The organism is Variovorax sp. GW821-FHT10B04 (genome assembly GCF_059415645.1).
In genome coordinates, this window is sequence record NZ_JBWKNQ010000001.1 from 982,507 (window position 1) to 1,009,090 (window position 26,584).

Consider the following 26,584-nt stretch of genomic DNA (forward strand, 5'->3'; position numbering starts at 1 on the left):
AGTTCCTTGGAAAGAGCGGTCAGCGGGACACGCTGCCCGGCAGCCAGAGCGCAATCTCCGGCCAGATCACGAGCATGCCCAGCAGCACGAACATGAGCAGGTGAAAAGGCACCGTGCCGAGCACCACGTCGGTCAGGCTGCCGCGCGAGATGCTCTGGATCACGAACAGGTTGATGCCGATCGGCGGCGTGATCTGCCCCATCTCGATGAAGACCACCACGACGATGCCGAACCAGACCGGATCGATGCCGTAGCTCGCCAGCAGCGGATAGAGCAGCGGCACCGTGATGACGATCATCCCCAGGCTCTCGACGAAGGCGCCGAGCGCGGTGAAGAGCACCAGCAGCGCGAGGAAGAACTCGAACTTGTTGAGCTTCAGCCCGACGATGAATTCCGTCACCTGCTCGCCCACGCCCGCATAGCTCATCGCGTACGAGAACACGAAGGCCGCGTAGGTGATGAACAGGATGTTCGCGACCACCAGCGACGAGCGCCGCAGGCATTCGACGAACTCCTTCCAGGAGAGCCTTCCCCAGATGCGCGAGATCACGAGGCTGAACAGGCAGCCGGCACCGGCCGCTTCGGTCGGCGTGGCCACGCCGCTGTAGATCGTTCCCATGATCGCGACGATCAGCACGACGAAGGGCACGACGTCGAGCAAGGCCTTCAGGATCACGCGCCACGGCAGGCTGCCGGTTTCCTTGGGTGCGATCTCCGGGCGCATGAGCGCGGCGATCGCGACGTAGATCATGAACAGCAGCGTCAGGATGACGCCGGGCACGATGCCCGCCATGAACAGCTTCGCGACCGAGGTCTCGGTGAAGGTGCCGTACACGATCATCGCGATGCTCGGCGGCACCAGGATGCCCAGCGTGCCGCCCGCCGCGAGCGTGCCGGTGGCAAAGCGCCGGTCGTAGTTGCGTGCCTCCAGCTGCGGCAGCGCCACCTTGCCGATCGCCGCGGCAGTCGCGATGCTCGAACCGCTCACGGCGGCGAACATCGCGCAGCCGGCGATGTTGGTCTGCAGCAGCCCGCCAGGCACCTTGCGCACCAGCTTCGAGAGCCCGCCATACACGCGCAGCCCGATGCCGCTCCCCTGCAGGAACTCGGCCATCAGCACGAACAGCGGAATGGACGTGAGCGTGTAGCTGTCCATGCTGCCCCAGCTCACCAGCCCGAGCCCGTGCAGCGCGCCGACCCCGCCCTGCAGGTACAGGTAGACGACGCCCGGCAGCAGGATCGCGAAGGGCACGGTCATCCCGGCCGCGAGCAGGCCCAGGAACAGGATGAAGATCAGGATGATCTGGTACTCGGGGCTCACCGTGCGCCCCCCGAAGCCGCGGCCACGGCCGGCGCCTGCCGGGCGGCACGAAGCCGCCTCACGTCGGCGGCCACGGTGCGCAGCAGCGTCAACGTGAGCGCGAGCGTGCCGAGCGGCATGGCCAGCCGCGGTATCCACAGCGGCGTCATCAGGCTGGTCGCGGCGACGTCGCCCGATGCCCAGGTGATCCATGCGAAACGCGTGAACTCGAAGAACAGCACGGCCGTGACGATGGTCGTCGCCAGGTCGAACACCAGCCGCAGGCCGGCACGGCCCGCGGGCGTGAGTCGGGAATCGAGCAAATGCACCCGATGGAACGCATGCTCGGCCTGCCCCGCGGCAAGGCCGAGAAAGGTGATCGCGACCAGCGCGTAGCCGCCGAGCTCGTTGGTGAACTGGAGCGACCAGCCGAAGGCGGAGCGCACGATCATCTCGACGCCCATCATCACCACGAGGACCACGACGGCGATCTCGGTCGCGCCACAGGTCACGCGCTCCAGCAGGCTGATGGAAGGGCTGAACGCGTCGGCGTCTTCCGGCGCGGCGGCCGGGATGTCCACTGCAATCGGCGCCATGCTCAGCGCCCGATCACCGGCAGGATCTTCTGCATGGCTTCCTGCGCGGCGCCCGAGCGCGTGCCCGCCCAGCTCTTCCAATAGGGCGCCATCTTGGCTTCCGCGGTGGCGATGTCGGCCTTGCTCGGCTCGGTGACGACCATGCCCTCGGCCGCGAGCTTGCGGGTGACTTCGTCCTCTTCCGCGGCCATGGCGTCGGTGATGCGGCGCGTGTGCGCGTCCACGACCGCCTGCACGGTCTTGCGGGTGTCCGGCGACAGCTTGTCCCAGGCGCCCTTGTTCACCAGCACCAGCGAATCGATGAAGCTGATGTTGAGCCGGTAGCTGTACTTGAGCAGGTCGCGCCACACGTAGCCGTAGCCCGAGCTCGCGGTGATCGCGCCGTCGATCACGCCGCGGTCGATCGCCGCGGCCACCTCGGCCGTGCCGAGCGTGACCGGAATGCCGCCGAGCATCTTGATGAAGTCGGCCTGCTCGGGTGCGATCACCCGGATCTTCTGGCCTTCGATGTCCGCCAGCGAGGTCAGCTTCTTGCGCGACCAGAGCACGTTGTTCGGAAAGATGTAGCGGCCGAGGATGACCACGTCCTTCTTCGCATACTCGGCACGCAGGTACGGCGCCTCGATGTCCCAGGCCTTCTCGAACTCGCCCATCGAGCGGATCAGCAACGGCAGGCGCACGACGGCACCGACCGGCGCGCTGCCGACGAAGAAGGCGTCGTCGCCGAGCTGCACCACGTTGTCGGCCACCGCCTGCGTGATGTTGGTCGCCGCGATCGGCAGCGTGCCGCCCAGGTTCAGGCGCACGGTGAGCTGACCGCCGGTCTCCTTCTTGATCGCATCGAACATGGCGTTCAGGCCCTTGACCGCGGTGACCGTGGCAACGGCGTTGTAGGTGTAGGCGCGCCAGAAATCGGCGGCCTGCGCTACGCCGACGGCGGCCCATGCCATGACGGCGGCAAGCGCCATCGCGGCCGCGCGCGTGCCGGCCCTGTTCGAAATTCTCATTCTTGTCTCCTGGTTGTGATGAGCACGGGCCCGGTGCGCCGGACCGTGGACGCGCGTTCAGGCGTCGTCGAATGCAGCGTCGATCTCTTCGATGTCCATGCGGGCATAGCTCGCCGCCGAGCCGCCGAGGTCCCAGACCGACTCGCCGCGCGCCACGGCTTGCGCCATGTCTTCTTCCTTGCGCATGCGGGCGAGCGCCGCCTGCACGGTTTCGGCGGCTTCGTGCCGCGGCACGCAGATCACGCCGTCGCCGTCGGCCACGATCAGGTCGCCCGGCCGCACCAGCACGCCGTCGCAGACGACCGGCGTGTTGACGAAGCCGTGCCCGCTCTTGTCGGGGTGGATCGACAGGACGTGCGTCGACCAGACCGGGCAGCCCAGCGCCTCGACCGTGTCGGTGTCGCGCACGCAGCCCTGCACGACCACGCCCGCCAGGCCCTTGCGCATCGCGTAGCGCGCGGCCATGTCGCCCCACTGCGCGCCGGAGGTCTCGGCGTCGCACACCACCACCAGCACGTCGCCGGGCTGGGCCAGGTAGAGCGCGCGATGCATCATGAGGTTGTCGCCGGGCGCGCAGAAGGCGGTGACCGCCGGCCCGGCGATGCGCGCGCCCTTCTGGATCGGCCGCATGCGGCTCGACATCAGTCCGCCGCGGCCGCCCGGCGCGGCCGCTTCATGCAGGTCCGACACCGTGACCTCGCGCGCCTGCGCACAGAGTTCGGCGTCCACGCGGTTGACGCGAAGAAAGACTTTGGATTTGTTCAAGGCGGTTCTCCTGGCGGCCGGTTCAGTGCGGCACGCAGTACGCGTCGGCGGCCAGGCGGAAGGTCGTGCGCTTCATCAGCCGCGGCTGGTTCAGCTGCATCTCGTCGCGGCGGTGCATCGTGCAGCCGTTGTCCCACATCATCAGGTCGCCGTTGTGCACCTTGTGGCGATACACCAGCTCCGGGCTGCCGCCCGCCTCGAACAGGATCGGCAGGACGCGCGCGTTCTCGGCCTCGCTCAACCCCTCGATCGACACCAGCGTGGTCGGATCGGCATACAGCGCCTTGCGGCCGATGACAGGATGCGTCAGCACGACCGGATGGAACGCGTCGGGCAGGCTCGCCATCTTCTTGGCCTGCGGGCTTTCCTTGTCCTTGAGTTCGAGCGTGTTCATGATCGCCATGCGCTTCGCATAGCGGTAGGTGCCGGTGCGGCCGTCCACCAGCTTCTGGATGTCGGCCGGCAGCCGGTCCCAGGCGCCGTACTGGTTGGCCCAGTAGATGTCGCCGCCGCCCTTCGGCACTTCGACGCCGTACAGCATCGCGCCGGTGGCCGGGCGCACCACGAAGGTCTGGTCCGAGTGCCAGTCCACGTCGTCGCCGCCCGCGAAGCCGCCGACGAAGCGGCCATCGGCATAGCGCAGCGTGCTGAAGTAGATGATCTCGTCGCGGTACGGCGACTGGATGTCCTTGCGGTTGGCGCTCTCGCAGTGGCCGAACAGCTGGCTGAAGCGCACCTGCTCTTCTTCCTCCAGCGACTGGCGGCGGAAGATGATCACCGGCGAGGTCCGCCACAGCTCGCGGATCTGCTCGATGGCGTCGGGCTGGTCGAGGAGTTCGGAGATCTGCTCCTCGATCTCGATCACGAAATCCGAGTGGAGCTTGCGGTGCTTGATTTCTTGCAGGATGGCGGACATGGAAGGTCTCCTTTGGGGGTGGTGAGTCAGGTCTCTGGCGGACGAATGGGAAGCGGCTGAATCGATCGACTCAGTCGGCTTTCATGTTGGCGCTGCGGATGATTTCCGCATCGGTCTGGCGTTCGGACCGCAGCCATGCGACCAGCTGGCGGTGGTCCATCGGCGGTGCCGGTTCGAAGCCCAGGTCGTACAGCGCCTTGGCCGTTTCCGGCAGCGCGAGGATCTTGCGCATCTCGGCGGCCAGGCGGTCGCGGATCTCGGGCGGCGTGCCGCGCGGCGCCATCAATGCGTTCCATGCGACCACGCTGAAGCCTTCGAGCCCCTGCTCGGCCACCGACTTGATGTCGGGCAGCGCGGCCATCGACTTCGACGAGGTCACGGCGAGCGGCTTGATCTTGCCGAACTGGGCGCGCGAGGCGGCCACCGTGTCGATCAGCACCGGCACCTGGTTGCCCAGCAGTGCCGTCATCGCCTCGCCCGAGCCCTTGTACTTGATGGCGAACAGCGGCACGTTCTGCCGCTTGATCATCTCGAAGACCAGTTGCGCGGTGACGCTGGGCAGACCCACGTCGATCTTGTCGGGCCGTGTCCTCGCCATCTGGATGAGCTCGGCCAGCGAGTTGACGTTGAGCGACGGATGCGCCGAGATGACCATCGGGATGAAGGCCGTGGCGATGATCGGCTCGAAGTCCTTCTCGGCGTCGAAGCCGATGTTGTCGTACAGCGCGGGGTTCATCGCATGCGTGCCGGACGCGCCCATGATCAGCGTGTAGCCGTCGGGCGTGGCGCGCGCCGCATAGGCGGTGCCGATGTTGCCGAAGGCGCCGGGACGGTTCTCCACCACGACGCCTTCGTTGAAAGCCGCCGACAGCTTCGACGCGAAGTAGCGCGTGGCGATGTCGGTGCTCTGACCTGGCGGATAGGCCACGATGATCCGGATGGGCCGGTTCGGATAGTTCTGCGCTGCCGCGCCCGCGGCGAGCATGAGCGCCAGCGGCACGGCGGCCAGCCAGCGCAGGGACCGGGAAATGGAAGTCATCGTCGTCTCCTTATGGTTGGATGGACAGGTCCATGGCAGGCCTCGTCCTGTTGTCGACCGCGGCCACCGCACCCGCGGCAGTGGCTGCGGGCGCCGTCGCCGGGGTCTGCAGGGCCGGCATGCCCTGCCCTTCGGTCCGCAGGTAGCGCGCATCGAGCGCATCGAAGGCGCTGCATCCGATCTGCGCCATGACCACGTCGATCTCGTTGCGCACGATCTGCAGCGCGCGTGCGATGCCGTCGGCGCCACCGGCCGCAGCACCGAACAACGTGGGCCGGCCGAAGAAGGCGAAGCGCGCGCCCAGGCAGCGCGCGATCACGATGTCGGAGCCGCGCCGCACGCCGCTGTCGACCATCAGCTCGACCTGGTCGCCGACCGCCGCGCGGATGGCGGGCAGCATCTCGATCGGCGTCGGCGCGACGTCGAGCTGGCGGCCGCCGTGGTTGGACACGATGATCCCGTTCACGCCGATCGATGCGGCCTGCCGCGCATCGTCGGGATGCAGCAGGCCCTTCACCACCAGCGGGCCGCGCCAGTCCGCGCGGATGCGTTCGAGCGTCTGCCACCGGATCATCGGCGCCGGTGTCAGCGTGCCGTAGAGATCGGCCACTTCCGAAGCCGATGCGCCTTCGGGCCCGTACGGCGCCCAGTTGCTCATCATCGGAATGCCGCCGCTGCGCAGGTAGCGCAGCACCCAGGCCGGATGGCCCAGTGCCTCGAACACGACGGCCGGCGTCATGCGGAAGGGCCGCGAGAAGCCGTTGCGGCGATTGCGCTCGCGGTTGGAGTTGACGGGCACGTCGACCGACACCACCAGCGTGTGCACGCCGGCATCGCGCGCGCGCTTCACCAGGTCGGTGTTGATGCGTTCGTCGCGGGTGCCGTAGATCTGGAACCAGACATGGTCGGGCGCGATCTTCGCGACCTTCTCGACCGCCGCGTTGCTCGCGCTCGACAGGAGAAAAGGGACGTCCGCCGCCTTGGCCGCAGCGGCCAGCAGTTCGTCGGCACCCGGATGGAAGAGGCCCGCCAGTCCGGTCGGCGAGATGCCGAAGGGGCTCGCGTAGCGGCGGCCCAGCAGCTCGGTCGACTGGTCGCGCCGGGACACGTCGACCAGGTAGCGCGGCACCAGTTGAAAACGCCGGAAGGCCTCGCGGTTGCGGCGCATGCAGTCCTCGTCGTCGACGCCGCCGTCGATGAAATCAAAGGCAATGCGGGGCAGCTTGCGGCGCGCCATCTGGCGCAGGTCTTCGAGGTTGACCGCGGTCTTCACGTTCATCGCTTCTCGTTGTGGAGTTGTCTCTCCTTTCGAGAATATCGACGGTACTTTTTGCTGCCCATAGGGCCGCAACTCGGAGTTTCACTATTTGAACTTGTCGATCGCAGCCGGGTCGAGCGTGCCGATGCCAGGCACTTGCATCAACACGCCGAGGAACTGGCGCGCATCGGCCTGCACGTCCGCCGCGACCTCGTCCAATGCGTCGCGCACGGCATCGACGCGCGCCTCGCCGAGTTGCTCCGGCAGGCCGGTCAGGCAGACCGCGGCCACGCCACGCCCATCGGCACCGCAGACCGGCACCGCGAACGCGTGCACGCCCGGCGCCACGTCGCCCAGGTTGACGCCGAAGCCGTGGCGCTGCGAGCGCTCGCGCATCTTGCGCAGTGCATCGAGCCGCCCTTCGCCGCGCTGCAGGATCTCCTGCTGCACGTTGTCGGCCAGGATGTTCTCGGCTTCGAGATGCGGCAGCGTCTGCAGGATGGCGACGCCGCCGACGGAGGTGAACAGCGGGCGCCGCGTGCCGACGTGCACCATCAGCCCGCGAAGTTCGAGGTCGCCTTTGCGCACGTTGCACACGTACTCGTTGCCGCTGCGCAGCATCAGCCAGGCGATCGCTTCGGTCTCGGCCGCGAACTTCGCGAGGCGACGTTCGCAGGCTTGCTGAAAGGCCGCATAGCCGGTCAGCGACAGGCCGAGTTCGTACAGCATCGGCCCGGGAAAGTAATGCTTGTCGGCCGCGCGCTGCTGGACGAAGCGCTCTCGCACCAGGCAGGCCAGCACGCGGTGCACCGTGCCCTTGTCGACGTCGCAACGCGTGGCCAGATCGGACAGGCGCCAGCCGAATTCGCCGCGCGCAGCGAGTTCGCGCAGCACGCGCAGCGCGCGTTCGATGCTCTGGGTTCCGTTGCGCTCGGAGGCGGGCGTGTTCTTTTGGGTCTTCACGGGGACGGGGTTCCGACAAGGCCGCGCGTGCATCGCCTGCACGCGCGTGGATGAATTGGATGCCTCGGACGAGGTGAATTCATCATGCGCCGGCCTGCCGCGCACCGCAGCAGTAGAAGCGCTAACTTGGCCGATGGCGCCCGCCGGCAGGGCCGGCAGCGACGACGGCTCCCCGAACCGCTACACGCCGTCGTAGACGAACTGCCAGTCGCTGTACCTGATATCGCCCGATGCGGGCATGACCACATCCCGCGGCGCTTTCGCCCGTATCGGCTGCGCGATCGAGCCACTCGCCACGCCCCGAATGCCGCCCTGCGGCGCCAGCAGCAACGTGAACGCCTGCGCCGTCATCGGGTCCGGGTAGAGCTGACGCAGATAGCGCCGCGTGACCAGATGCCGGGAATCCTTCAGCAGATCCTCGACGCGATCGGGATAGCGGTGCTGGCCGTCCGGTGCGCTCAGGTAGTAGTCCTTGATGGCCTCGCGGTACAGGGACGCCACATGGACCAGCTCTTCTTCACGCGACCTCTGCACGCTGTTCGCGTAGACCTCCACGGCCTTGCCGAGGCCGAGCGACAGGAGGAAGACGATGAGCAACATGAAGAGATATCCGACGCCGTGCTGCGGATGCCCTCCACGCGGCGCATCGCGACTACCAAGACCCATACGGTGTTCCATCGAGCCCATTTCCAGGCGCACCGCTGTGCACGTCGCTGACCACGCGCCTGCCACCCTCCTCTTCGCGAACCGAGGCGACCCACGAGTCCCTGCGCTCGGTCAGCGGGTCCATCGGCAAGGCCCGCAGATAACGTTGGCCGACCAGATCGGACAGCTTCTCGGGATAGCTTCCCTTGTCGCTGTCGAACTGGTCTAGCGCAATGCGCAAGCCATTCAGGTTCTCCCGCAACGCGGCCTCCTTGGCCACGTCGATCTTTCGCATGTAGCGCGGCGCCACGATGCTCAACAACGCCGAGACGATCGCCATCACGACGAGCAACTCGATCAGCGTGAAGCCGGTGCGCCGCCTCATGTCGCTCACCATCGGGCATACGGCAAGCCGTTCAGCCCCAAGCGCGTGCTGGTCGAACGGACGTCGTACACGTCGTCGCCCGCCTGTGGCTGATCCGCCTCGCTTGCATAGGACCGCTTCGCCCACGTGTCCGCCGGCGAGAGCTTCATGTCGGGGTTCATCGGATCGCGCGGCACACGGCGCAGAAAGTGGATCCTGCGCTTCGCCACGTCCTGCAGATCGGGCTCGCCCGTGACCAGAACGTCCAGTGCGGCGGGATAGCCTGTCGTCGTGGCCGAACGATGGATGCGTCCTTCGTCACCGGCCCGCTTGTAGGCGTCGATCGCGGTACGGATCTCGCGCAGCGCAACCCGGAGATCCTGTTCGCGCCCACGCTGTATCGACATCTGCGTCAGCGGCACGACCACGGAAGCGAGGATGCCGACGAGGACCACCGTGACCATCATCTCGATCAGCGTGAAGCCACGCGAGGACTTCATGGCTGTGCCCCGTCGGGTGTCGGCTGGGCCAACTGCGCGTCGCTGCCGCTGTACTGCGCAGCGGGCGTCAGGCGCATGGGCCGCACGGACGGGCTGTCCGCAGTACCGGACGGGAACTCCACGACGTCGGCAGGCGGCGTCGGCATCGATCGAACGATGCGCGGCGTGATCAGCAGCACGACCTCCGAACGCCCGCTGGTGTGGGTCTGGTTCGAGAACAGCCGCCCGATGCCAGGCAGCGTGCCCAGCCCCGGAATACCAGCTGCATTCGTGTTCTGCTCGTCCTTCAAAAGACCCGCGAGAGCCTGCGTCTCGCCATCGCGCAAGCGAAGCACGGTGCTGGCATTGCGGGTTCCGATCTGATAGGCCAGCAGTCCGGTGGTCGAACGGATCTCCTTGACCACATTGCTGACTTCGAGGTCGATCGCGATCGTCACTTCGCCGTTCACATGGATCTCCGGCGTGACCTCCAGCTTCAACCCCACGTCCAGGTAGTTGACCGACTCCATCGACGCGCTGGAGGTCTGGTTGGTCGTGGTGGTGATCACCGGCACCTTGTCGCCGATCAGGATCTTGGCCTTCTGCCGGTTGGTGACACGGATGCGCGGGTTGGCCAGCGTCTTGGCGTCGCTGCTGGTCTGCTTCAGGTTCAGTGCCAGCAACGGATCGGGCAGGAACAGGTCGAAACTGTTTCGGTTGAGGTTGCGAAGCTCGTCGATCGTCAGTTGCCCGGCCGGCCCGGCGCCGCCATGAACACTGACCGACAGGCGGTCCGGGTACTGGATACCGGCATTGAGCAAGCCGTTGGCATTGACCTCCAGGATCTCGACTTCCAGCAATACTTCGGGATCGGCGATGTCGTAGCTCGCCACCAGCCGCTCGACCGCTGCGATGACGTCGAGGTTGTCGCGGACCACCATCATCTTGAACCGGTCGTCGACGTACATCGACTTCGGCGCGATCAGCGTCTTGACCATCTCCTGCATCTTCTTCGGGTCTGCGTTCTTCAGATAGAAGGTGCGCATCACCAGGTCTTCGTAGCGCCTCTTCTTCTCGTCGGAATCGGGGTAGATCAGCAGCGTCGTTTCGTTGAGGATCTTCCGGCTGAGCTGGCTGGTCCGCAACACCAGGTTCAGCGCATCTTCGATCGACGTGTTCTTCGCAAAGATCGTGGTCCTGATGTCGGCCTTGACGTCCTTGTCGAGCACGAAATTGATGTTGGCTGTGCGCGAAAGAATCTCGAACACCATCTGGATGCTCACGTCGCGCAACGCCAGCGTGACAGGCTTCTTCAGCGATTCGGACAGCACCGGCTCGGCAGCCAGGCCCCGGTTGCGTTCGAGCTCGACGCCTTGCCGCTGCCGCTGAGCCTCGCGATCGAGTGCTATGAGGCCCGCGAGCGCCGTCTCGTTCTGCGGGTCCAGGCGCAGCATGGCGCGGTAGCTCTCCGTGGCGGCGGCCGCGCCCTCGTGGCTTCCTTCGGCTGCGCTGCGTCTCGCCTTCTGCAGCAGGTCGCGCAGATGACTGTCACGGACCTGCAGGTACTTCAACCGGTAGCCGGTCGGGTCGCTCTTTGCCAGTGGCGCCAGCAGAAGCAGCGCGGCGTCGGTGTCGCCGTTGGCGAGCAGTTGTTCAGCCCGCTTTTCTTCCTGTGGTGCGGCGCAGCCGGACAGAAGTCCGAGCAGCAGACACGACGCCATGAGATTCGTCACAGAACGCGGCACGGATTCTTCCTTGTCATTGCATGGCAGCCGCGACGGGGATCGAGCGGACTTCATTCAGGGGCAGGTAACGCAGTCGGACCGCGGTCGCGGTGACTTGTTCGACCTTCCACTGGGCATCGACGAGCCCGCCGATTTCGACCACTTGAGGATCGGCGCCACGGCCCAGGAAGACATAGCGCCGGCCGTCCTGCTCGAGCTGGCCGAGATAGATCAGCGTCGGATCAGGGGCGGTGGGTTTCGGGGTATCGATGACAGGCGCCGGCAGCGGAACGAGCGAAGGCGGCGGCTCGGCATCGGCCGATTTCTGCGGGTCGACGTCGGGTGCTTTCCAAGGCTCTCCGGCGCTGCGAATCCATGGCGTTCCGACGTGGCGCGCTGAGCGCGTGTCGTGCCGCAGACTCGGCGCGGTGAGCGCATCGGACGCGACGGTCAGGGGCGCGTCGACCGCGTCCGGCTTCAAGAGCGCGATGGCCGTCAACACGGCCGTCGTCACCAATGCCGCCTGCAACGGCTTGGGCAGCGATTGCGCCTTCATGGCATGCCGCCAACAGCCACGCTGCGGTAATACAGGCTTGCATCGATCCGGACATCGAGTGCGCCCGTCATTTCCACGGCCTGGCCCGGCACCCGCTCCGTCGTCACACGGTCGATGGCCAGGTTCGGCATGGCGACGAGCAGGTCGTGCAGGAAGCGGCGATGGGCGGCGTAGTCGGCCCTTATCGTGAGCTGCATCGCGGTCCGGCGCCCCGACAGATGCGCCAGATCCGCGTGGCTGTACGCGACGCGCGAGAGCGCCACCCCGCTCTGGCCAGCCAGCGCATGCAAGGTCTGCAACTGCTGCTCCCGCATGTCCACCATTGGCAGGAAGGCCATGAATGCGGCCACGAAATCGGGGCTGTCACCTGCCGGCTGATGAGCTTGCGGCGCAGACTCTGCGACGGGCGCCCGTAGCGCCTCATTCGTCGCCCGCGTCTGCAGGCGCCGCACTTCAAGCTGCAGCGGACTGTTCACCCAAAGAAGCAGCCCGAGCGCAAAGCCGATCGCGGCGATGGCGATGAACTCCGGCCAGGCCCAGCGTGCCCACACCACGCGTGCAGTCCAATGCAGGCGCGCGACCCCATCGCGCCAGCGCATGCGCTGCGCCTTCATGAGCGCTTCCATTCCGCTGCGAGCTGGAACGACAAGGGCTTGCCGTCAGGCACTGCACCGGTGGGTTGCCCGGCTTCGGACACGGGTTCCACCGCGCGCCATGAGGCATCGCCTTGCAGCCGCTGCATGAACTCGACAAAGGCCTGGCCGCTGTCGGCCTGCCCCGAGATGCGCAACCTGAACGGGTCCGTGTCCGGCTGCATACGCAGCACGATGACATCGGGCCGCACGGCGGTCTGCAATGCGTTCAGCATCGGTTCCCAGGGCCGCTGCAGCTCGGCAATCAGGCGGTCGGCCTCGTCCACCGCTTCCGGCCGGGCGACGGTCTGGCGCGACAGCTGTGCGCGGGGCGCCGAACGCTGCTGCGCATCGATCGAAGCCATGGCGATCTCACGCTGGGCCAGCAGGCTGTGCCGCTGCCACAGCGCAAAGATGCTGCCAGCCACGCCCACTGTGAAGAGTGCCAGGGTCATCCGTCGCCATGGCGACCTCGGAGCGAAATCCAATCCCATTCCTGGCGCGCTTCGCATCAATGAACTCCGCACAAAGCGAACGCATAGGCCACGTCCTGTGCGGCCGAAAACCCTGTCCCGTCCACCAGCGAGAGCGCGGCTTCCGAAGCGCCTTCGGGCATTGGGATCGTGGAGAAGAAACGCTGCCGGACGTCGGCGTCCGGTGTCGACGGCAGTCGCTCGCCGTGCCCGGCATCGAAAGGACGCAGCAAGACGTCATGCATCCGGCCGTGTGCATGGCGGACGACGAGCTGCCGGTCACCGTCGACCAGGTGCACCACCCCGCATTCCTTCTGGAGCACGGCATGAAAGCGATTCCAGACCGAGGCGAGGGCCGGCGCCAGGCTTTCCAGGCGGATGCCGGATGCGTGCACATGCGCATCGATCTCGGCAATCAGCGACTGTGCGACGAAGGCCGCAAGCTGCGCCTGCCCGTAGGCCGGCCTCGCGAAGCAGACACGGTAGACGCCTGGGTCCTCCCCGAACCGTTGTTCGAACAAGGCCGCCGCGAAGCCCGACCGCAGGGCGTCATCGGCCAGATCGGCATTCCACGGGAGAAGCAAATGACGCACTTCGGCGATGCCCAGCACCCATTCCTGCGATGCACGGCGCGGCGTGGCGCCTTCATTCCCTTCCGCCATCCACGCCGCCAGGGACTGCATCGCGATCGTTCGCTCGCCCTTGACAAAGGGCAGGCACACCTTGCGCACGACATGCCGACCGCCACGCCGCGCATGCACCTCGCAGGCCATCAGCGAGTCGGCCGCCAGGTGCACGCGGAACAACGGACTACGCCACGAAGGTGACACGGTTGATCTCCTGCAGTGTGGTCTGACCCTCCTTCACCGCGGCCAGCGCCTCTTCGCGCATCGAAGCCATGCCGTGCGATCGCGCGACCTCCTTGAGCCGTGAGATGGGCGCCTGCTGCAGGATCAGTTCCCGCAGCGCATCGTTCATGACAAGCACCTCGGTCAATGCCCTGCGGCCCTTGTAGCCGGTGCCGCGGCAGTGGGCGCAGCCACGGCCCTGCTTCAGTGAGCAGCCCGCCAATGCGGAGCGCGCCACGCCGGACAGCTGCAGCAGGTCATCGTCAGGCACGTGCGGCTCCAGGCAATGCGGGCAGTTGATTCGCACCAGACGCTGGGCCACCACGCCGTTCAACGCCGTGATGAAGCTGTAGGCATCGACACCCATGTGCCGGAAGCGGCTCAGCACGTCGAAGACGTTGTTGGCGTGCACGGTGGTGAAGACCAGATGCCCGGTAAGCGCCGCCTGCACCGCGATCTCGGCGGTCTCGCGGTCGCGAATCTCGCCGACCAGGATGCGGTCGGGGTCGTGCCGAAGGATGGAGCGCAGGCCCTTGGCGAAAGTCAGCCCCTTGCGTTCATTGACCGGAATCTGCAGCACGCCGGGCAGTTGGTATTCCACCGGCTCTTCGATGGTGATGATCTTGTCGTCGCCATGGTTGATTTCGGTGAGCGTCGCGTAGAGCGTGGTCGTCTTGCCCGAGCCGGTCGGGCCGGTGACCAGCAGCATCCCGTAGGGCTGTGTCGCGAGCCGGCGGATGGTCGCCTGCGCGCGCGCCTCGATGCCCAGCAGGTCGAGGCTGAGCTGCGCGAGTTCGGCGGTCAGCGACTGCTTGTCGAGGATCCGGAGCACCGCGTCCTCGCCGAACAGGCCAGGCATCACGGACACTCGGAAGTCGATCTCGCGCCCACCGATGTGCACTGAAAAGCGACCGTCCTGCGGAATGCGCTTCTCGCCGATGTCGAGTTCCGCCATGACCTTCACGCGAGAGATCACCTGCTCGGCCAGGCTGGCGTCGGCGCGTTGCGCAGGGGGCAGTTGCCGCGCCGAGCCCAGCACGCCGTCGATGCGGTACTTGATGACCAGGCCCGTCGGCGTGTTCTCGAAATGGATGTCGCTGGCACCGGCCTTGTGGGCGTCGTACAGCGTCGAGTTGACCTGCCGGACGACCTGGCTCTCATCGCGCGCAATCGAGCGCAGGGAGATTTCCGCGCGCTCGCCGCCGCCGCCTGAGCCGGTGCCGATACCGATGCCGGCGCCGCGTCTCGCAGCCGATGGATCGAGGTCGGCCGTCTCGGATTCCATCTGCGGGAAGGCCTGCTGCTGCGCCTCCAGGCGCGCGAGCATGGCCTTGAGTTCAAGCGGATCAGAGAAGGCCAGGCAGAAGTAGCCGTCGATCCGATGGGCGGCCCACGTAGGAAGCGTGTCGTCGAGCGGGTCGCCGCTCACGAAATAGCGCATGCCGAGCGAATCGACCGTCACGAGGCATTCGCGCTCCAGGCATTCGCCGTAGCTCACCTCGGAGAAATCCGGCGCCATCGCCGCGAGCTCGGACAAGGTCAGCGCCCGCAGGCCGTTGCGCCGGTGTTCTGCAGCGGCGATGTCGGCGAGGCTCGGGGAACTCATCCGGTTCATCCGAGACTCCCCGCCAGTTCGAAGATCGGCAGGTACAACATGATCACGATGCCGCCGATGGCCAGGCCGATGACGAGCATCAGCACGGGCTCGAAGAGCCGCGCGAAACGGTCGATCCAGTGTGCAATCTCCTTGTCGTGGAAGGCCGCGGCCTGCTCCAGCATCTCGGCCATCTGCCCGTTGCGCTCGCCGGCGCGCAGCAGGCGCAGCGCCACCGGCGTGGTCAGTGCGGCGCTCTGCAGGCTGTCGCCGAGGCTGCGGCCCTGCGTGACATCGCGCGTTGCCGACAGCGCCGCCGGTTGCAGGCGCAAGGGCAGCAGGCCCTGCGCCATGTTCAGCGCCTTGACGACCGGGATGCCGCCGCCCAGCAACAGGCCGAGCGATCGATAGAAGCGCGACAACTGCATCAACCGGATGCGCCCGCCGATCCAGCGGCTCGCCTGCAACGCGTCGCCCATCCGGGCGCGGGCGCCCGGGCGGGTCAGCGCGAAAGGCAGTGCGACGGCCCCGGCGATCAACAGGCCCGCGATCAGCATCCAGTGCGCGCTGGCAAACAGACCCCACTGCATGAGCCAGCGCGACGCCACCGGCAACTTGTCTTCCATGCCTTCGTAGACCCGGCTGAAGCGCGGCACCAGGAAGCACAACAGGAACAGCGCAACGGCCGCACCGACCGCGCAGAGCATGGCCGGGTACAGCGACGCGCTGATGATCTTCTGGCGGATGACGCCCAGTTGCTCGTGATAGCGCAGGTAGCGCTGGAGCGCGGGCACCATCTCGCCGGTGTGTTCGCTCGCGGCGATCGATGCGACGAACAGCTCCGGAAAGATCGCCGGAAAAGTCCGAAGCGCACTCGAGAAAGCCTGGCCTTCCTGCATGCGGCGCACGAGCTGGCCCAGCACGGAGCCCCCACGCGCCGCGCCCTCCTGGCGCTCGGCCAGGGTTTCGAGCGTCTCGATGAGGGACAGGCCCGCGCTGAGCAACGCGACGAGCTCGTGCGCAAACAGGGCGAGATCGAAACCACTGCCGGTGGACGACCCGAACAGCGCGGGACGCGAGAACCCCGCGCCCTGAATGTCGAGCACGCGCAGGCCGGCCTCGCGTGCGGCATGTTCCGCGTCGCTGCGGCTGACGGCGCTGATGCGCAACAGCCGCAGCGCACCCTGCGCGGTCAAGCCGCGTACGTTGAAGGTGGTCATGGGAAGTGAAGTGGCCGAGCGCGCTTGAACGCTGCTCAGCGCCCGATGTCCGCGCCGTCGCCGCTGCCGCCCGGCACCTTGTCGGCTCCGAACGAATACAGATCGAAGTCGTCGGGCTGCCTGGCGCCGGGGTACTTGTATTGGTAGGGCTGACCCCAAGGATCGGGCGGGACATCCTTGCGCAAGTAAGGCCCGTGCCAGCGCGACTCGCCGGGTACCGCCGTCACCAGCGCCGCCAGGCCTTCCTGGTTGGTGGGATAGCGGCCGACATCGAGGCGGAATTGATCGAGCGCCTTGCCCAGGATGTCGATCTGGGCCTTGGCCGTGGTGACCTCGGATTTGTTGACGTTGCCGAACAAGCGCGGCCCGACGATGCCGGCGAGCAGCCCAATGATGACGAGGACGACCAGGAGTTCGAGGAGGGTGAAGCCTCGATTTATCGGATGAATTGCTTTATCAAAAGACGTCAGGCTGAATTTCATGCAACGAGTCACCGCTACTCTCCTTGGCGCCAAGTAATTCGAACTCCAGCGACATCAGAAATTTCTTCCCTTTGCAACGAACTGCCTCCAAATCTTAAAAAACATGTTGGGCATCTGGAAATTGAGGCAGTCCATACAAAGACGATGAGAAAAACAGTCAATCTCGCTTAGGCAATTCGAATCCGTCAGGGAATTTCGACAGTGCCACTGAAGCTACTTCCTGGAGAAACGCCAACGCCTTCAGCGCTTCACCACATTATTCTCAAACTCCATTTCATTCACCCAGGCGCCACACAACCATAGGCTGGCCGGGAATCTCTAAAAGCAACGCTTCGGAGCCAGAATAAGCCATCTCCGACATATCAACTTCCAAAAAAATCTCATCGCCTGAAAAACCAATTTTTACCCATTCGTTGCATTCCGAAATCGAAGAAACGACAACAGGCCTGATTAATTCCGTCTTAGTACCGTCAGCCTTCTTTATTTCGAATGGGTTGTAAATTGCCAACTTAATACCCCCTTCAAAAGTAGACGTTGACCCAAACTCATACACAACAAGTTCGATCATTAGCCCACCAATTAGCTGCCCCAATGGACTTCCATTCACACAAGCCTTTCGGGAGAAATAATGCAAATTTATTCAAATCTCTATTTTCTAGCTACATCGATTCAGATCATCCCGATACACAAAAGCCGCGTCCTTCCAAGCGTCAATCCCAAGTACGTCACTGATTCCCTCAATGCGCCGAATGAGCGCATTCAAGTCGAATGCCCCCTCACGATAGTCATTGATAAATCGGAGCAACATTACAGCCTGCCGAATAAAAAATTCATCCATTCTGCGCCCTTTTATTTTGGATTAACCGTGATCACTTTTCCACCGCCGCCAGTGACGACGTTACACCGTTAGAACCTCTATGAATTGTCGTGCCGGCTTGATTGCCTGGTGATGAGTTGCCATTCCGGATTGCATCTTCGATTGCAGAAGGTGGGACGCCACGGCCTTGCATTCGGTCTAGCCCATGGCCGGTGTAATCACGATCACCAATAGTCGTTGGCTCGTTCGTGCTCGGCTTGACATCGAGAGGACTGCCTCGCTGTCAAACTGGCGTGCTCGGGTCTTTATCGCCACTATCTGTTCCAAATGCCTACAGTCGCTCACGTCGACACGCCGAAATTTCAAACTGTGGTTCAAAGGCCCCATTGTTGAATGACGCACTGACCGACACAGAGCCTGGAGGAATTCCAGCGGCAACCACGATCTCTTTGCCGCCCTCGCCGCGAAGTATGAGAGCGCATTCAGACACCACGTCGGCATCTTCGTATACCAACTTCTCAAGCGCTTGAAGGCGCACAGTAGGAACAGCAACTGTTGCCATATGCAGATGCGAATCGGCCGATGCATCGCTAGCGCGACCGATGAATCGAATGTTGAGAGTCCCGACTTCCTGCCAATCCACAATCTGGGTGCAAGCGGATGAGAATTCGAGCATTTCGCCACTACCAAGGATCAGCCAAAACAACCAAGCGGCCTGAAACGAATGCTCAGATGGCATCGCGTAGGCAACGATTTGCTGACCATTCAGTGCGCTCCAAAGAGCGTTTGGCTCAATGCCTTCGCATTGGAAGGCGAGCACATTTTTTCCAGTCACAGAGATTTCAGGGGTAATGAAGGGTTTCATGGGGTCTGCTTCCATTGGCTGGTATATCGATGCTCTGGCCACCACCGCGGTTCTCGGGGCGCCCAAAGATCCCATTTGCGCCCACAAGACTTCCCGGGGGAGCCTTGTCGCCGGGCTGCGCTGGACGAACTCCACTGGTCAACTTGTCGAGATCAGCTTGAAAATCGCCCGTTCCGCCATTCGCCGGTGTCAGCGGTCCGCTCGTATGTCTCGTCCCGCCCTTGTTTGGACCGGCTCGAGGATCGCTTTGGTCCCCGACGAGAACGTCTGGAAGCGCCGGTGCATTGTTTGCCCATTCACTGAACATCCCTCGGCAACCACTTGACATAAGACAGCCAGTTGCGATTATCGCCGGCCCTACAGTCCACGGATTCATATAGAGCGGTATCGGAAGCACTTGCGCAACTTGAACGCCCTGCTGCGAATTCACCGCAGCAAAGTAATTGGTCGCCGGACCCATTACGCCTTGCACCACCCCCGACAACCCCGTCGGATCGGTCCGATTAACCGCATTGTTCCCCACATACGCATAAAGATTCTGATCGTCCCGATACCCAATGGGATCAGTTTGAAGGAATCTGCCCAGCGTCGACGAATAGAACCGCGCCTTGTAATAGTAGAGGCCAAGCTCCCCGATCAGCTGCTGCCCCGTGTACCTGAACCTCGGTCCCGTCGTCACATTGGGCTCCCCGAACGGCCCATAGCTGTAAGTGCCGGTACTCGCGCCCGTACCGTTCGCCGTCGCCACGACGCTGCCCAGATGGTCCGCGTACAGCCAGTTCTTGGCCGCAGTACCGCTGCCCTCGTACCAGACGATCGGCTCGTCCGTCCCCGGGCCGTGCACGTACCTCCGCATGACGGCCGTGTTGGCCGCGTCGTATTCGGCGACCAGGTTCTGCCCGTCGTACAGCAGGTTGGTCGTGGCCGCGCCGATGACGCTCTGGCGCATGCGGCCTTCCGCGTCGTAGCTCAACGTTGCCGCCGTGCCCGCCTTGCTGGCCGTCTTCAGCCGGTTGTCGAGGTCGTAGGCGTAGGTCCAAGGGCCGTCGGTCTTCAGATTGCCATTGGTGTCGTAGACCTGTGCTGCGCCCGCCGCGGCCGTGTATTGGTTCAACCCGTTGACGGCGTAGCCCTTGATGCCGACGGTAGCGCCGGCCCACTGATAGAGGTTGTTGCTCCAGGTCACGCTCTTCAGCTCGCGCAGCTGGTTGCGCACGTAGGTGTACTGGACTTCCTGCGCCGTGGAAGACAGGAAGTTCTTCAGCGTCGCCATCGCCCCCTGGTTGTCATAGGTGCGCTGGACGGTGGTGCTGTTGCCCAGCGTCACGGTGGTGCGACGGCTCAGGTCGTCGTAGGCGTACGTGGCCAGGTTCGCGCTGCCGTTTTCCTTGATGACGCCCACACGGTTCAGCGCGTCGTAGCTGGTCGTGGTGAAGAAGGAGTCGGGCCAGGTGGTGCGCACGCGGTTGCCGGCGGCATCGACCTGGTAGGCGATGGTCTTGCCGCTGGCGGTGGTGCTGGAGAGGCGACCGGCGTTGTCCCAGGCATAGGTGATGGCGTGGCTGCCATTGGCGAACTGTGCGGTGGTCCGCAGGCCACGCAGGTCGTACGCGTACTGCACGTTGTCCGCAGCCGTGGGATAGGTGCGCGCCGTCAGGCGGTTGAGGTTGTCCCAGGTCTGCGTGACGGTCTGGGCGCTGCGCTTGCGGATCGCCGTGACGTTGCCGTTGGCGTCGTAGGTGTTCTCCTCGTAATCGCCGCCGTTGGCCCAGCCAGCGCTGGCCGGCATCGGGTAATAGGTGCGCGTCAGCCGGTCGAAGCCGTCGTACTGGTAGACGGTCAGGTTGTTCTTGGCGTCGCGGCTGGCGTCGAGGTTGCCGTTGCCGGTATAGCTGTAGCCGCTGTAGTTCTGCGCCACGGCGGTGCCGACGGCCTTGTTGACGGCGACAACGCGGTCGTCGTTGTCGTAGACGGTCTCGGTCACTCGGTTGCCGCCATCGGCTGCCGGCAAGAACTGGGTGGTGCGGAAAGCGCGGTCCAGGTCGTCGTACGCGGTATCGGTGATCGGCACCGGCGCGGCTTCGGTCGGGCAGGTCGCGGCGGAAGTCGTCAAGCCCGGACCCCAGGCGCGGGTGGCCTTGCCCGTCTCGCTGTACCGATTGCAGCTCACCAGCCATTGGGTGCCGATTTGCGCTGCGGCAATGGTGGCGCGGCCGTCCTTGTCGTAGGCGGTCCGGCTCAGCTTGCCCGCGGCATCTGTGACCTGCACAAGCCTGCGCTCGCTGTCGTAGACCATGGCGACGGTGTCGATGACATCCGTGCGCGGCCCGTCGGCCGAGGTCAGGTTGCCGGTCACGTCGTAGGTGAACGCAGTCGTGAGATTGAGTTTGCCGGCACCCGCGTCGAGCACGCTGGTGGCAGGCACGTATCTGTTGGCTGCGTTGTAGGTGGTGGCCGTTACCAACAGGTTCGTGGACGTGGTCTTCACCGTCTGCGTGGCCGGCAGATAAAAGGTCAGGAATCCGCTGGGCGTGTAGGCGAGGTAGGTGAAAGTGGTCTGTGGTGCGACGCCCGCGGCGTCCACCGGCGACGTGACGCTCAGCGGCAGGCCCTGCGCGGTGTACGTGTAGCTCGTGACCCTGCCGCGTGCATCGGTGGCTGTAGCGACCTTGTTGAAAGCACTTTCATAGGTGAAGCTCTGAACCCGGTTCGCCAGGGCCGAGCCTGGCTTGGGGAAGCTGGTGAGCGTCTTGAGGTTGTGCGTGCAACGCTTGTCTGCACCTGCACAGGTCGCATCGTCGTATGCGTACCGGGTGTAATTGCCTTCTGGCAGCAGCTTGTCGATCAACCGGGACTGTCCGTCGTAGGTATTGAGCGTCCAATGACCCGTCGGCGTGCCCTGCTGGATCACATTGCCGGCGGCATCGAGATAGGCGGTGCGGGCGATGTTCCCCGGGCTCACTTCTTCGGTTCGTGTGCCTGCGAAGTAGTACTCGTAGAGCTTGCCGCGCGCACTGGTCTGCGTCTTGACGCGGCCCAGGCTGTCGTAGACGTTGGTGAACGCGGCGACCGTCGGAAAGCTCGGGTAGAAGAGCTGCGTCATCTGGCCAGGCGCGCCGTACTGATAGGCGGTGCTCTGGCTCAGGCTGTCGGAGAAGCTGGCCAGGTTGGCGCTGGCGTCGTAGGCATACCTGACCGTTCGAACACCGTCGGTCACCTGCGTGATCTTCCCCGCCGAAACGTTGAACGTCAGCGACCGTCCCAGGCTGTTCTGGACGCTGGTGAGGTCGGCTCCGGTATAGGCGTACTTGAGCTGCAGGCCGCTCGGATCGGTAAGGGTCTCCGCCTTGCCCGCCGCATTGAACTTCAGCACCGCCTTGTTAACGGTCTGATAGGTGAACGCGCCGTCCGAGCCTCTGGTCAGCTTGATCGACTTGCCAGGCGGCGGGTTGTAGGTGCCGTCGGGAAGCTTGACGAAGATCTCTCCATTGAGCCCCTGATTGACCACCACGGTGTTGTCGACCAGCTGCTCACCGAACCAGCGCTGGCCCAAGGTTGCGATCACGAGTTTCTCGATCGGCGCATTCGCGTCCTTGAGAAGGTCCGAAGACACCTTCTGCTCGATCAAGGTGCCCACCGCATCCAGGGCCGAGTCTTCGCCCATGCCCTGGAGGCCATCGGAAGAGACGGACGCACCGGCCACAAAGCTGTGAGTCCAGCCTCGCCCCAAAGGGCCCGACTTGTTCCGCATACCCGAGCTGTACTGGCGCGTGAACGTCAGGCTCGATGGTGAGCTGCCAACGCCCACACTCAGGTCAGCATGGTCGTAGAGGAAGTTCCCCCGGACCATGTCGACCGGGTCTCCCCAGTAATTGGCCCGTCCGAAGTTATCGGACGCCAATTGCGTCTGCGAGCCTGGCGAGTTCTGGCCGACGGTCTGCGCATAGGGATTCAGGTTCCCTGGCGACACGGCGTAGATCGGATTCCCACCCGAGAGTCCACCCGAGATGTTGGCACCCAGTGCCATGGGCGCACCGGTCTTCAACGAGTAGTAGCCGGCCCCCTTCCATCCGCCTTCCTGGATGTCGCAGCGTGCCGGAAGTATCAGCCGCATCCCCGCAGTCAGGTACGTGGTGAAGTTTGCGTAGTGCGCACTGCAGTTCACGAGATTGGGCTGCACGGCGCCGGCATAGTTGGCCGCGTTCGCGTTGTAGATGCGTTGCCCTGCAGCCGACGCAATGTCGATCAGCTTGACGGTGGAGACGGCCTCGACGCCCGTCGTCTGCCGCACCGCGGTCGATTCCAGGATGCTCGAGTGAAGGACGCCATTGAGAAAAGCCGTTCGCTCGTTGTCGGTATTTGCAACCGCGCTGGCATTGGAGACGATGACGCCCGCCAGATCGACATAGGCCGCAGTGGTATAGCCGACGATGCCCACCTGGTGGTGAGAGATGAACGCCGTCTGCGACAGCCGACCCGAGATGTAGCTGGCATGGCCGAACTGGGTCAGCCACTGCGCGCCGAGAATGGACAGCGAAGAGCCCAGAACCTGTTCGGAGCTTTCCGCCGCACCGGATGCGCGCAGGCTTTCGAGCTTGTCCGCATAGAACTGAATCAGCCCGCGCCCGGTCGGACCCCATCCATTCGCAATCACGTAAGTGTTGCCGCCGCCGGCCACGAGGCGCTGGCTGAAGTTGTGATCGCCGTTGGCGGACGGATAGCCGTTGTGCTTGACGGTGAAGTTGACGAAGGTATTGGTGCCTGGCGTGGTTGCGGTGCCAGGGCTTCCCACTACCACGCCGTCCAGTCTCAGCATGGGCTGGTTGGCCGCGTTGTACGTGATCGTCAGCAGCTTGCCGTAGACCGCATCGGAGGTGTACGTCTGGTCAATGCCCGAGTACTGGATGCGGAGCGTCGGCCTGTAGCCATTCGGAATCTCCGCGAACTCCTCAGTGCCCCAACCAGCGTCCTGCGTCGGGATGGTGGCCTGGCGAGGGATGGCTCCGTAGTAGGGAATGATCTGCTGCCCCCCGATCACGTCGTCGAGCGTCGCCGCAGGCAGGTTGGCGCGCAGATAGCCGGCGAGATTGCCGGCGTACGTCGTCAGGTTGTTGCGGATGTTCGTCCGGTTGACGTTCTGAACTTAGTCGCCCGTGACGGTGGCACCGGACAAGGCTGACGAGAGATGGCTGGCGGGGCTGTAGCCGGTGATGCTCTGGCTTCCGAGGTCGATTCCGGTCTTGAATGAATGCGGCTTGTAGCTCGGGTCGAATGAATACCAGGCGCCGTCGATCTTGACCTTGACCCAGATGTGCTCGACCGCAATGTTGGTCAACGCTCTCGGCGCCGCGCCCGGGCAGGGACCGGCGGAAGTTGCATTCAATGCGTAGATCGGTATCTGCCCTTGTCCCAGCACGTTTGCGACTGCGCAGGCATCGGACGTTTCCAGTCCGTACCAGTCCTTGACGTTCTGCGCCGAAAGACGGACGACGCCCCGAACGTAATTCGCCTCGAACCCGGAAGCCCGCAGCAGCGCCACCATCAGCGCCGACTGGTCGAAGGGATTTCCCTGGTTGTCCAGGATGGCGCCGAAGGCCCCCTTCTGCACGCCCCATGTCGGATAGAACTCGATGTTGTTGCGGACGAACTGAAAGATCAGGTCGGGGTGGTAGCGCAGCGACCGCGCGAGCTCCGTGATCGAGGCCGGACCCAGCGGATTCACGTCGCCGCCGACACGCATCATCTGCAGGTTGGGCGAATTGGACTTCGCCCGCGGATTGACGGTCGATGTCGCCGTGCTGGCACCCTGGTTGAGGTTCACGGGAAAGACGCGCGTCTTGAGCGCCTGCGCCATCTCCTCTGAAGTCACCACCGGCATGATGGCGCGCGCCGCGCCGGGGGCAGGCGCGAACTCTTCCGCTCTGGACTGCGGGCCCAACATGCCGGCGGTGACGTCGCCTGGACGACGACCAGAGGCTGCAGCGGAGATCTGCTCGCGTGCCGTCGTAGCGAGGTCCGTGGCCGGGTAGGTCACAGCAGGCTGCCCACGGGTAAACGTGACGTTGCCTCGCCCGCCGTCGCTCGGAGCCGACATTGCCAATGCACGACTGGTCTTAACCGCGCCCACAAGAGACTTGCCCATTCTGATGCCGGAGGCATCGGGCGAGACTGCCGCCGACGTTCCCACACCGCTCTGGATCGGGGCAGCCGCTATTCCACTTGCGGCCAGCAAGCCGGCGTAAAGCCCTGTTGCCAACGTTCGCGTCATCTTGAACATGCGTTCTTCCCTGGTATTTCTTTTCGCGACATGCGGATTACGGCGAGGTAGTCGCCACCGAAGTCCGATTGCCCGCAGCGTCATAGCTGTAGCTGATCGTGGTGGTCGTGGTGCCGTTGCTGTAGACGACCTGGGCCAGCCGGCCCAATGCGTCATAGCTGTAGTTCACAGAGCCGGCATTGGCCGTGAATGCGCCAAGTGCCGCCAGCGCCAATGCGCACAGTCGCACCCATCCAAAAATCGAGTCGTTCATGATCCCCGTCCCTGAAAATCTTCTAATTGCAATGCGAAATGGACTGCACTGTCCGAACGATTACTTAATTAATTCGGAAGGGTCTATTGCCGCGGACTCTCTGTCGAGTTGGCGACTGTAGTCAGGTGCAAAGGGAATCGATATTGATGATTCGAATTTAAAAACCCGAATAGAAGAATTAGCTATTTGTCGCGGATTCTGACGACCACGCATCTGCGTTGCGGTGCTGCTTTCGAACTTGGTTCCTTTCGTGCATTCGCCGCCGAATTGCACAAAAATGCGAAGAAATTGACCACACGGTTTAGGCGGCCTTCCCCTACGCCATCTCCTTTTGCGGCAAGGACGGCCATCCCGGCCCATCGAAAAGTTCAACGGATGGAACTCCGCCGCCCGGCCCGATGGGCAGCCGATGGCGCGGCCGATACGCTTCCTGAGGCACGTGCATTCGACATTCGAAGAACTAAACCTGGAGACGACATGCAATTCCCCACCCGCCGCAGAACGCTGCGCGCCATCAGCCTGGGCGCGCTCGCCTGCCTTGCCGCGTCCACCACGGCGCTGGCGCAAGGCTTTCCGAGCCGGCCCATCACCATCGTGGTGCCCTTCGTGGCCGGCAGCCCGACCGACGTCGCGGCGCGCTCCTTCGCCAACGACTTCGGCCTGGCGCTCAACACGCCGGTCGTGATCGACAACCGGCCCGGCGCCAACCAGACCATCGCGGGCGCCTACGTGACGCGCGCGCCGGCCGACGGCTACACGCTGTTCTTCGCCAACCTGCCGGCGGTCGTCGCACCATCGCTGCAGGCGCAGTTGCCCTACCACGGCCTGCGCGACTTCGCGCCGGTGTCGGAGATCCTCACGCTGGGCTTCATGCTGGTGACCGCGCCCAGCGTGCCGGCCACCAACCTGAAGGAATTCATCGCGCTGTTGAAGGCGGACCCGGGCAAGTACTCATACGGCTCGTCCGGCATCTCGACACCGATCCACCTGATGGCCGAGATGTTCAACAAGGAGCTCGGCATCAAGACGCTGCACGTGCCTTACAAAGGCGGCAACCAGGTGCAGATGGACCTGATCAGCGACCGCATCACCTACGCCTTCCTGCCGACGAACTCGATGGACTTCGTGCGCAGCGGCAAGCTCAAGGGCTTCGGCTTCGCGTCGGACAAGCGCGACCCGGCCTACCCGGAACTGCCGACCATGAACGAGGCCGGACTCCCCGGCTTCAAGGCCGTCGTGAAGTTCGTGCTGGTGGCGCCGAAGCGCACGCCGGCCGAGGTGGTGGCCAAGCTCAACGGTGCGGCCAACCAGGTGATCGCGAGCGAGGGCTTCTACACCAAGGTCAAGACGCTGGGCGGCATCGAGATGTCGCAGCCCGCCACGCCGGCGCAGGTCGGGGCGCGCATCGTGGAAGAAGAGGCGCGGTGGGATGCGCTGGTGAAGAAGGCCGATATCCAGTTGGAGTGAGTTCGGCTGCACGGCCCCGCTGTTCACGCAAACGAGGCCTCTTT

Annotated in this window: 25 protein-coding genes; 1 reads left to right on the forward strand and 24 read right to left on the reverse strand. The window is 64.5% G+C overall.

The genetic code is table 11. The features are described from left to right. Positions 1–19: 19 nt before the first annotated feature. The 24 genes from AC07PZ_RS04705 to AC07PZ_RS04820 all read right to left on the reverse strand — a co-directional run bounded on the left by AC07PZ_RS04705 (position 20) and on the right by AC07PZ_RS04820 (position 25,073). Positions 20–1,321, reverse strand: a complete 1,302-nt coding sequence (locus AC07PZ_RS04705) for a TRAP transporter large permease (RefSeq protein WP_495293850.1) — start codon at positions 1,319–1,321, stop codon at positions 20–22. Then, positions 1,318–1,896 (reverse strand): TRAP transporter small permease, encoded by a 579-nt coding sequence (locus AC07PZ_RS04710; RefSeq protein ID WP_495293851.1) that lies wholly within the window; start codon positions 1,894–1,896, stop codon positions 1,318–1,320. The genes AC07PZ_RS04705 and AC07PZ_RS04710 overlap by 4 nt, the downstream gene beginning before the upstream one ends. Before the next feature lie 2 nt (positions 1,897–1,898). Further along, complete coding sequence (dctP, locus tag AC07PZ_RS04715; RefSeq protein ID WP_495293852.1) at positions 1,899–2,903, reverse strand: TRAP transporter substrate-binding protein DctP; 1,005 nt, start codon at positions 2,901–2,903, stop codon at positions 1,899–1,901. 57 nt (positions 2,904–2,960) lie between these two features. Then, complete coding sequence (locus tag AC07PZ_RS04720) at positions 2,961–3,668, reverse strand: 4-carboxy-4-hydroxy-2-oxoadipate aldolase/oxaloacetate decarboxylase (protein WP_495293853.1); 708 nt, start codon at positions 3,666–3,668, stop codon at positions 2,961–2,963. 22 nt (positions 3,669–3,690) lie between these two features. Further along, positions 3,691–4,584 (reverse strand): TauD/TfdA dioxygenase family protein, encoded by an 894-nt coding sequence (locus AC07PZ_RS04725; protein ID WP_495293854.1) that lies wholly within the window; start codon positions 4,582–4,584, stop codon positions 3,691–3,693. A gap of 70 nt (positions 4,585–4,654) precedes the next feature. Continuing rightward, positions 4,655–5,623 (reverse strand): Bug family tripartite tricarboxylate transporter substrate binding protein, encoded by a 969-nt coding sequence (locus AC07PZ_RS04730; RefSeq protein WP_495293855.1) that lies wholly within the window; start codon positions 5,621–5,623, stop codon positions 4,655–4,657. A gap of 10 nt (positions 5,624–5,633) precedes the next feature. After that, positions 5,634–6,902, reverse strand: coding sequence for an alpha-hydroxy acid oxidase (locus AC07PZ_RS04735; protein ID WP_495293856.1), 1,269 nt, complete (start codon positions 6,900–6,902; stop codon positions 5,634–5,636). An 84-nt stretch (positions 6,903–6,986) separates the two neighbouring features. Beyond that, entirely contained in the window at positions 6,987–7,844 is an 858-nt protein-coding gene (locus tag AC07PZ_RS04740; RefSeq protein WP_495293857.1) for an IclR family transcriptional regulator, read from the reverse strand. Between the two features lie 180 nt (positions 7,845–8,024). Continuing rightward, a complete protein-coding gene (locus AC07PZ_RS04745; protein WP_495293858.1) occupies positions 8,025–8,444 on the reverse strand; it encodes a type II secretion system protein in 420 nt (139 codons plus the stop codon). Positions 8,445–8,496: 52 nt separating this feature from the next. Continuing rightward, positions 8,497–8,874 (reverse strand): type II secretion system protein, encoded by a 378-nt coding sequence (locus AC07PZ_RS04750; protein WP_495293859.1) that lies wholly within the window; start codon positions 8,872–8,874, stop codon positions 8,497–8,499. Between the two features lie 5 nt (positions 8,875–8,879). Continuing rightward, entirely contained in the window at positions 8,880–9,353 is a 474-nt protein-coding gene (locus AC07PZ_RS04755; RefSeq protein ID WP_495293860.1) for a type II secretion system protein, read from the reverse strand. Continuing rightward, on the reverse strand, positions 9,350–11,077 hold the full coding sequence (locus AC07PZ_RS04760) for a secretin GspD/PilQ domain-containing protein (protein ID WP_495293861.1): 1,728 nt from the start codon (positions 11,075–11,077) through the stop codon (positions 9,350–9,352). Before AC07PZ_RS04760 ends, AC07PZ_RS04755 begins: the two co-directional genes overlap by 4 nt. Positions 11,078–11,090: 13 nt before the next feature. After that, positions 11,091–11,612 (reverse strand): hypothetical protein, encoded by a 522-nt coding sequence (locus tag AC07PZ_RS04765; protein ID WP_495293862.1) that lies wholly within the window; start codon positions 11,610–11,612, stop codon positions 11,091–11,093. Further along, a complete protein-coding gene (locus tag AC07PZ_RS04770; RefSeq protein ID WP_495293863.1) occupies positions 11,609–12,226 on the reverse strand; it encodes a hypothetical protein in 618 nt (205 codons plus the stop codon). The genes AC07PZ_RS04765 and AC07PZ_RS04770 overlap by 4 nt, the downstream gene beginning before the upstream one ends. Beyond that, positions 12,223–12,699 (reverse strand): hypothetical protein, encoded by a 477-nt coding sequence (locus AC07PZ_RS04775; protein ID WP_495293864.1) that lies wholly within the window; start codon positions 12,697–12,699, stop codon positions 12,223–12,225. The genes AC07PZ_RS04770 and AC07PZ_RS04775 overlap by 4 nt, the downstream gene beginning before the upstream one ends. 56 nt (positions 12,700–12,755) lie before the next feature. Continuing rightward, positions 12,756–13,523, reverse strand: coding sequence for a hypothetical protein (locus tag AC07PZ_RS04780; RefSeq protein WP_495293865.1), 768 nt, complete (start codon positions 13,521–13,523; stop codon positions 12,756–12,758). Between the two features lie 4 nt (positions 13,524–13,527). Then, complete coding sequence (locus AC07PZ_RS04785; protein WP_495293866.1) at positions 13,528–15,171, reverse strand: GspE/PulE family protein; 1,644 nt, start codon at positions 15,169–15,171, stop codon at positions 13,528–13,530. Positions 15,172–15,176: 5 nt separating this feature from the next. Beyond that, entirely contained in the window at positions 15,177–16,379 is a 1,203-nt protein-coding gene (locus AC07PZ_RS04790; RefSeq protein WP_495293867.1) for a type II secretion system F family protein, read from the reverse strand. Positions 16,380–16,414: 35 nt separating this feature from the next. Then, positions 16,415–16,861, reverse strand: coding sequence for a type II secretion system major pseudopilin GspG (gene gspG, locus AC07PZ_RS04795; protein WP_495293868.1), 447 nt, complete (start codon positions 16,859–16,861; stop codon positions 16,415–16,417). A 274-nt stretch (positions 16,862–17,135) separates the two neighbouring features. After that, entirely contained in the window at positions 17,136–17,429 is a 294-nt protein-coding gene (locus AC07PZ_RS04800) for a hypothetical protein (protein ID WP_495293869.1), read from the reverse strand. 580 nt (positions 17,430–18,009) lie between these two features. After that, positions 18,010–18,543, reverse strand: a complete 534-nt coding sequence (locus AC07PZ_RS04805) for a hypothetical protein (RefSeq protein ID WP_495293870.1) — start codon at positions 18,541–18,543, stop codon at positions 18,010–18,012. Continuing rightward, on the reverse strand, positions 18,521–23,581 hold the full coding sequence (locus tag AC07PZ_RS04810; RefSeq protein ID WP_495293871.1) for an RHS repeat-associated core domain-containing protein: 5,061 nt from the start codon (positions 23,579–23,581) through the stop codon (positions 18,521–18,523). Before AC07PZ_RS04810 ends, AC07PZ_RS04805 begins: the two co-directional genes overlap by 23 nt. A 105-nt stretch (positions 23,582–23,686) precedes the next feature. Further along, positions 23,687–24,820 (reverse strand): transglutaminase domain-containing protein, encoded by a 1,134-nt coding sequence (locus tag AC07PZ_RS04815; RefSeq protein WP_495293872.1) that lies wholly within the window; start codon positions 24,818–24,820, stop codon positions 23,687–23,689. 37 nt (positions 24,821–24,857) lie between these two features. Next, positions 24,858–25,073, reverse strand: coding sequence for an RHS repeat domain-containing protein (locus AC07PZ_RS04820; protein ID WP_495293873.1), 216 nt, complete (start codon positions 25,071–25,073; stop codon positions 24,858–24,860). A 477-nt stretch (positions 25,074–25,550) separates the two neighbouring features. Between AC07PZ_RS04820 and AC07PZ_RS04825 the strand changes: the two genes are divergently transcribed. After that, positions 25,551–26,540: a Bug family tripartite tricarboxylate transporter substrate binding protein gene (locus tag AC07PZ_RS04825; protein WP_495293874.1), complete on the forward strand. Its 990-nt coding sequence runs from the start codon at positions 25,551–25,553 to the stop codon at positions 26,538–26,540. Positions 26,541–26,584: the final 44 nt, after the last annotated feature.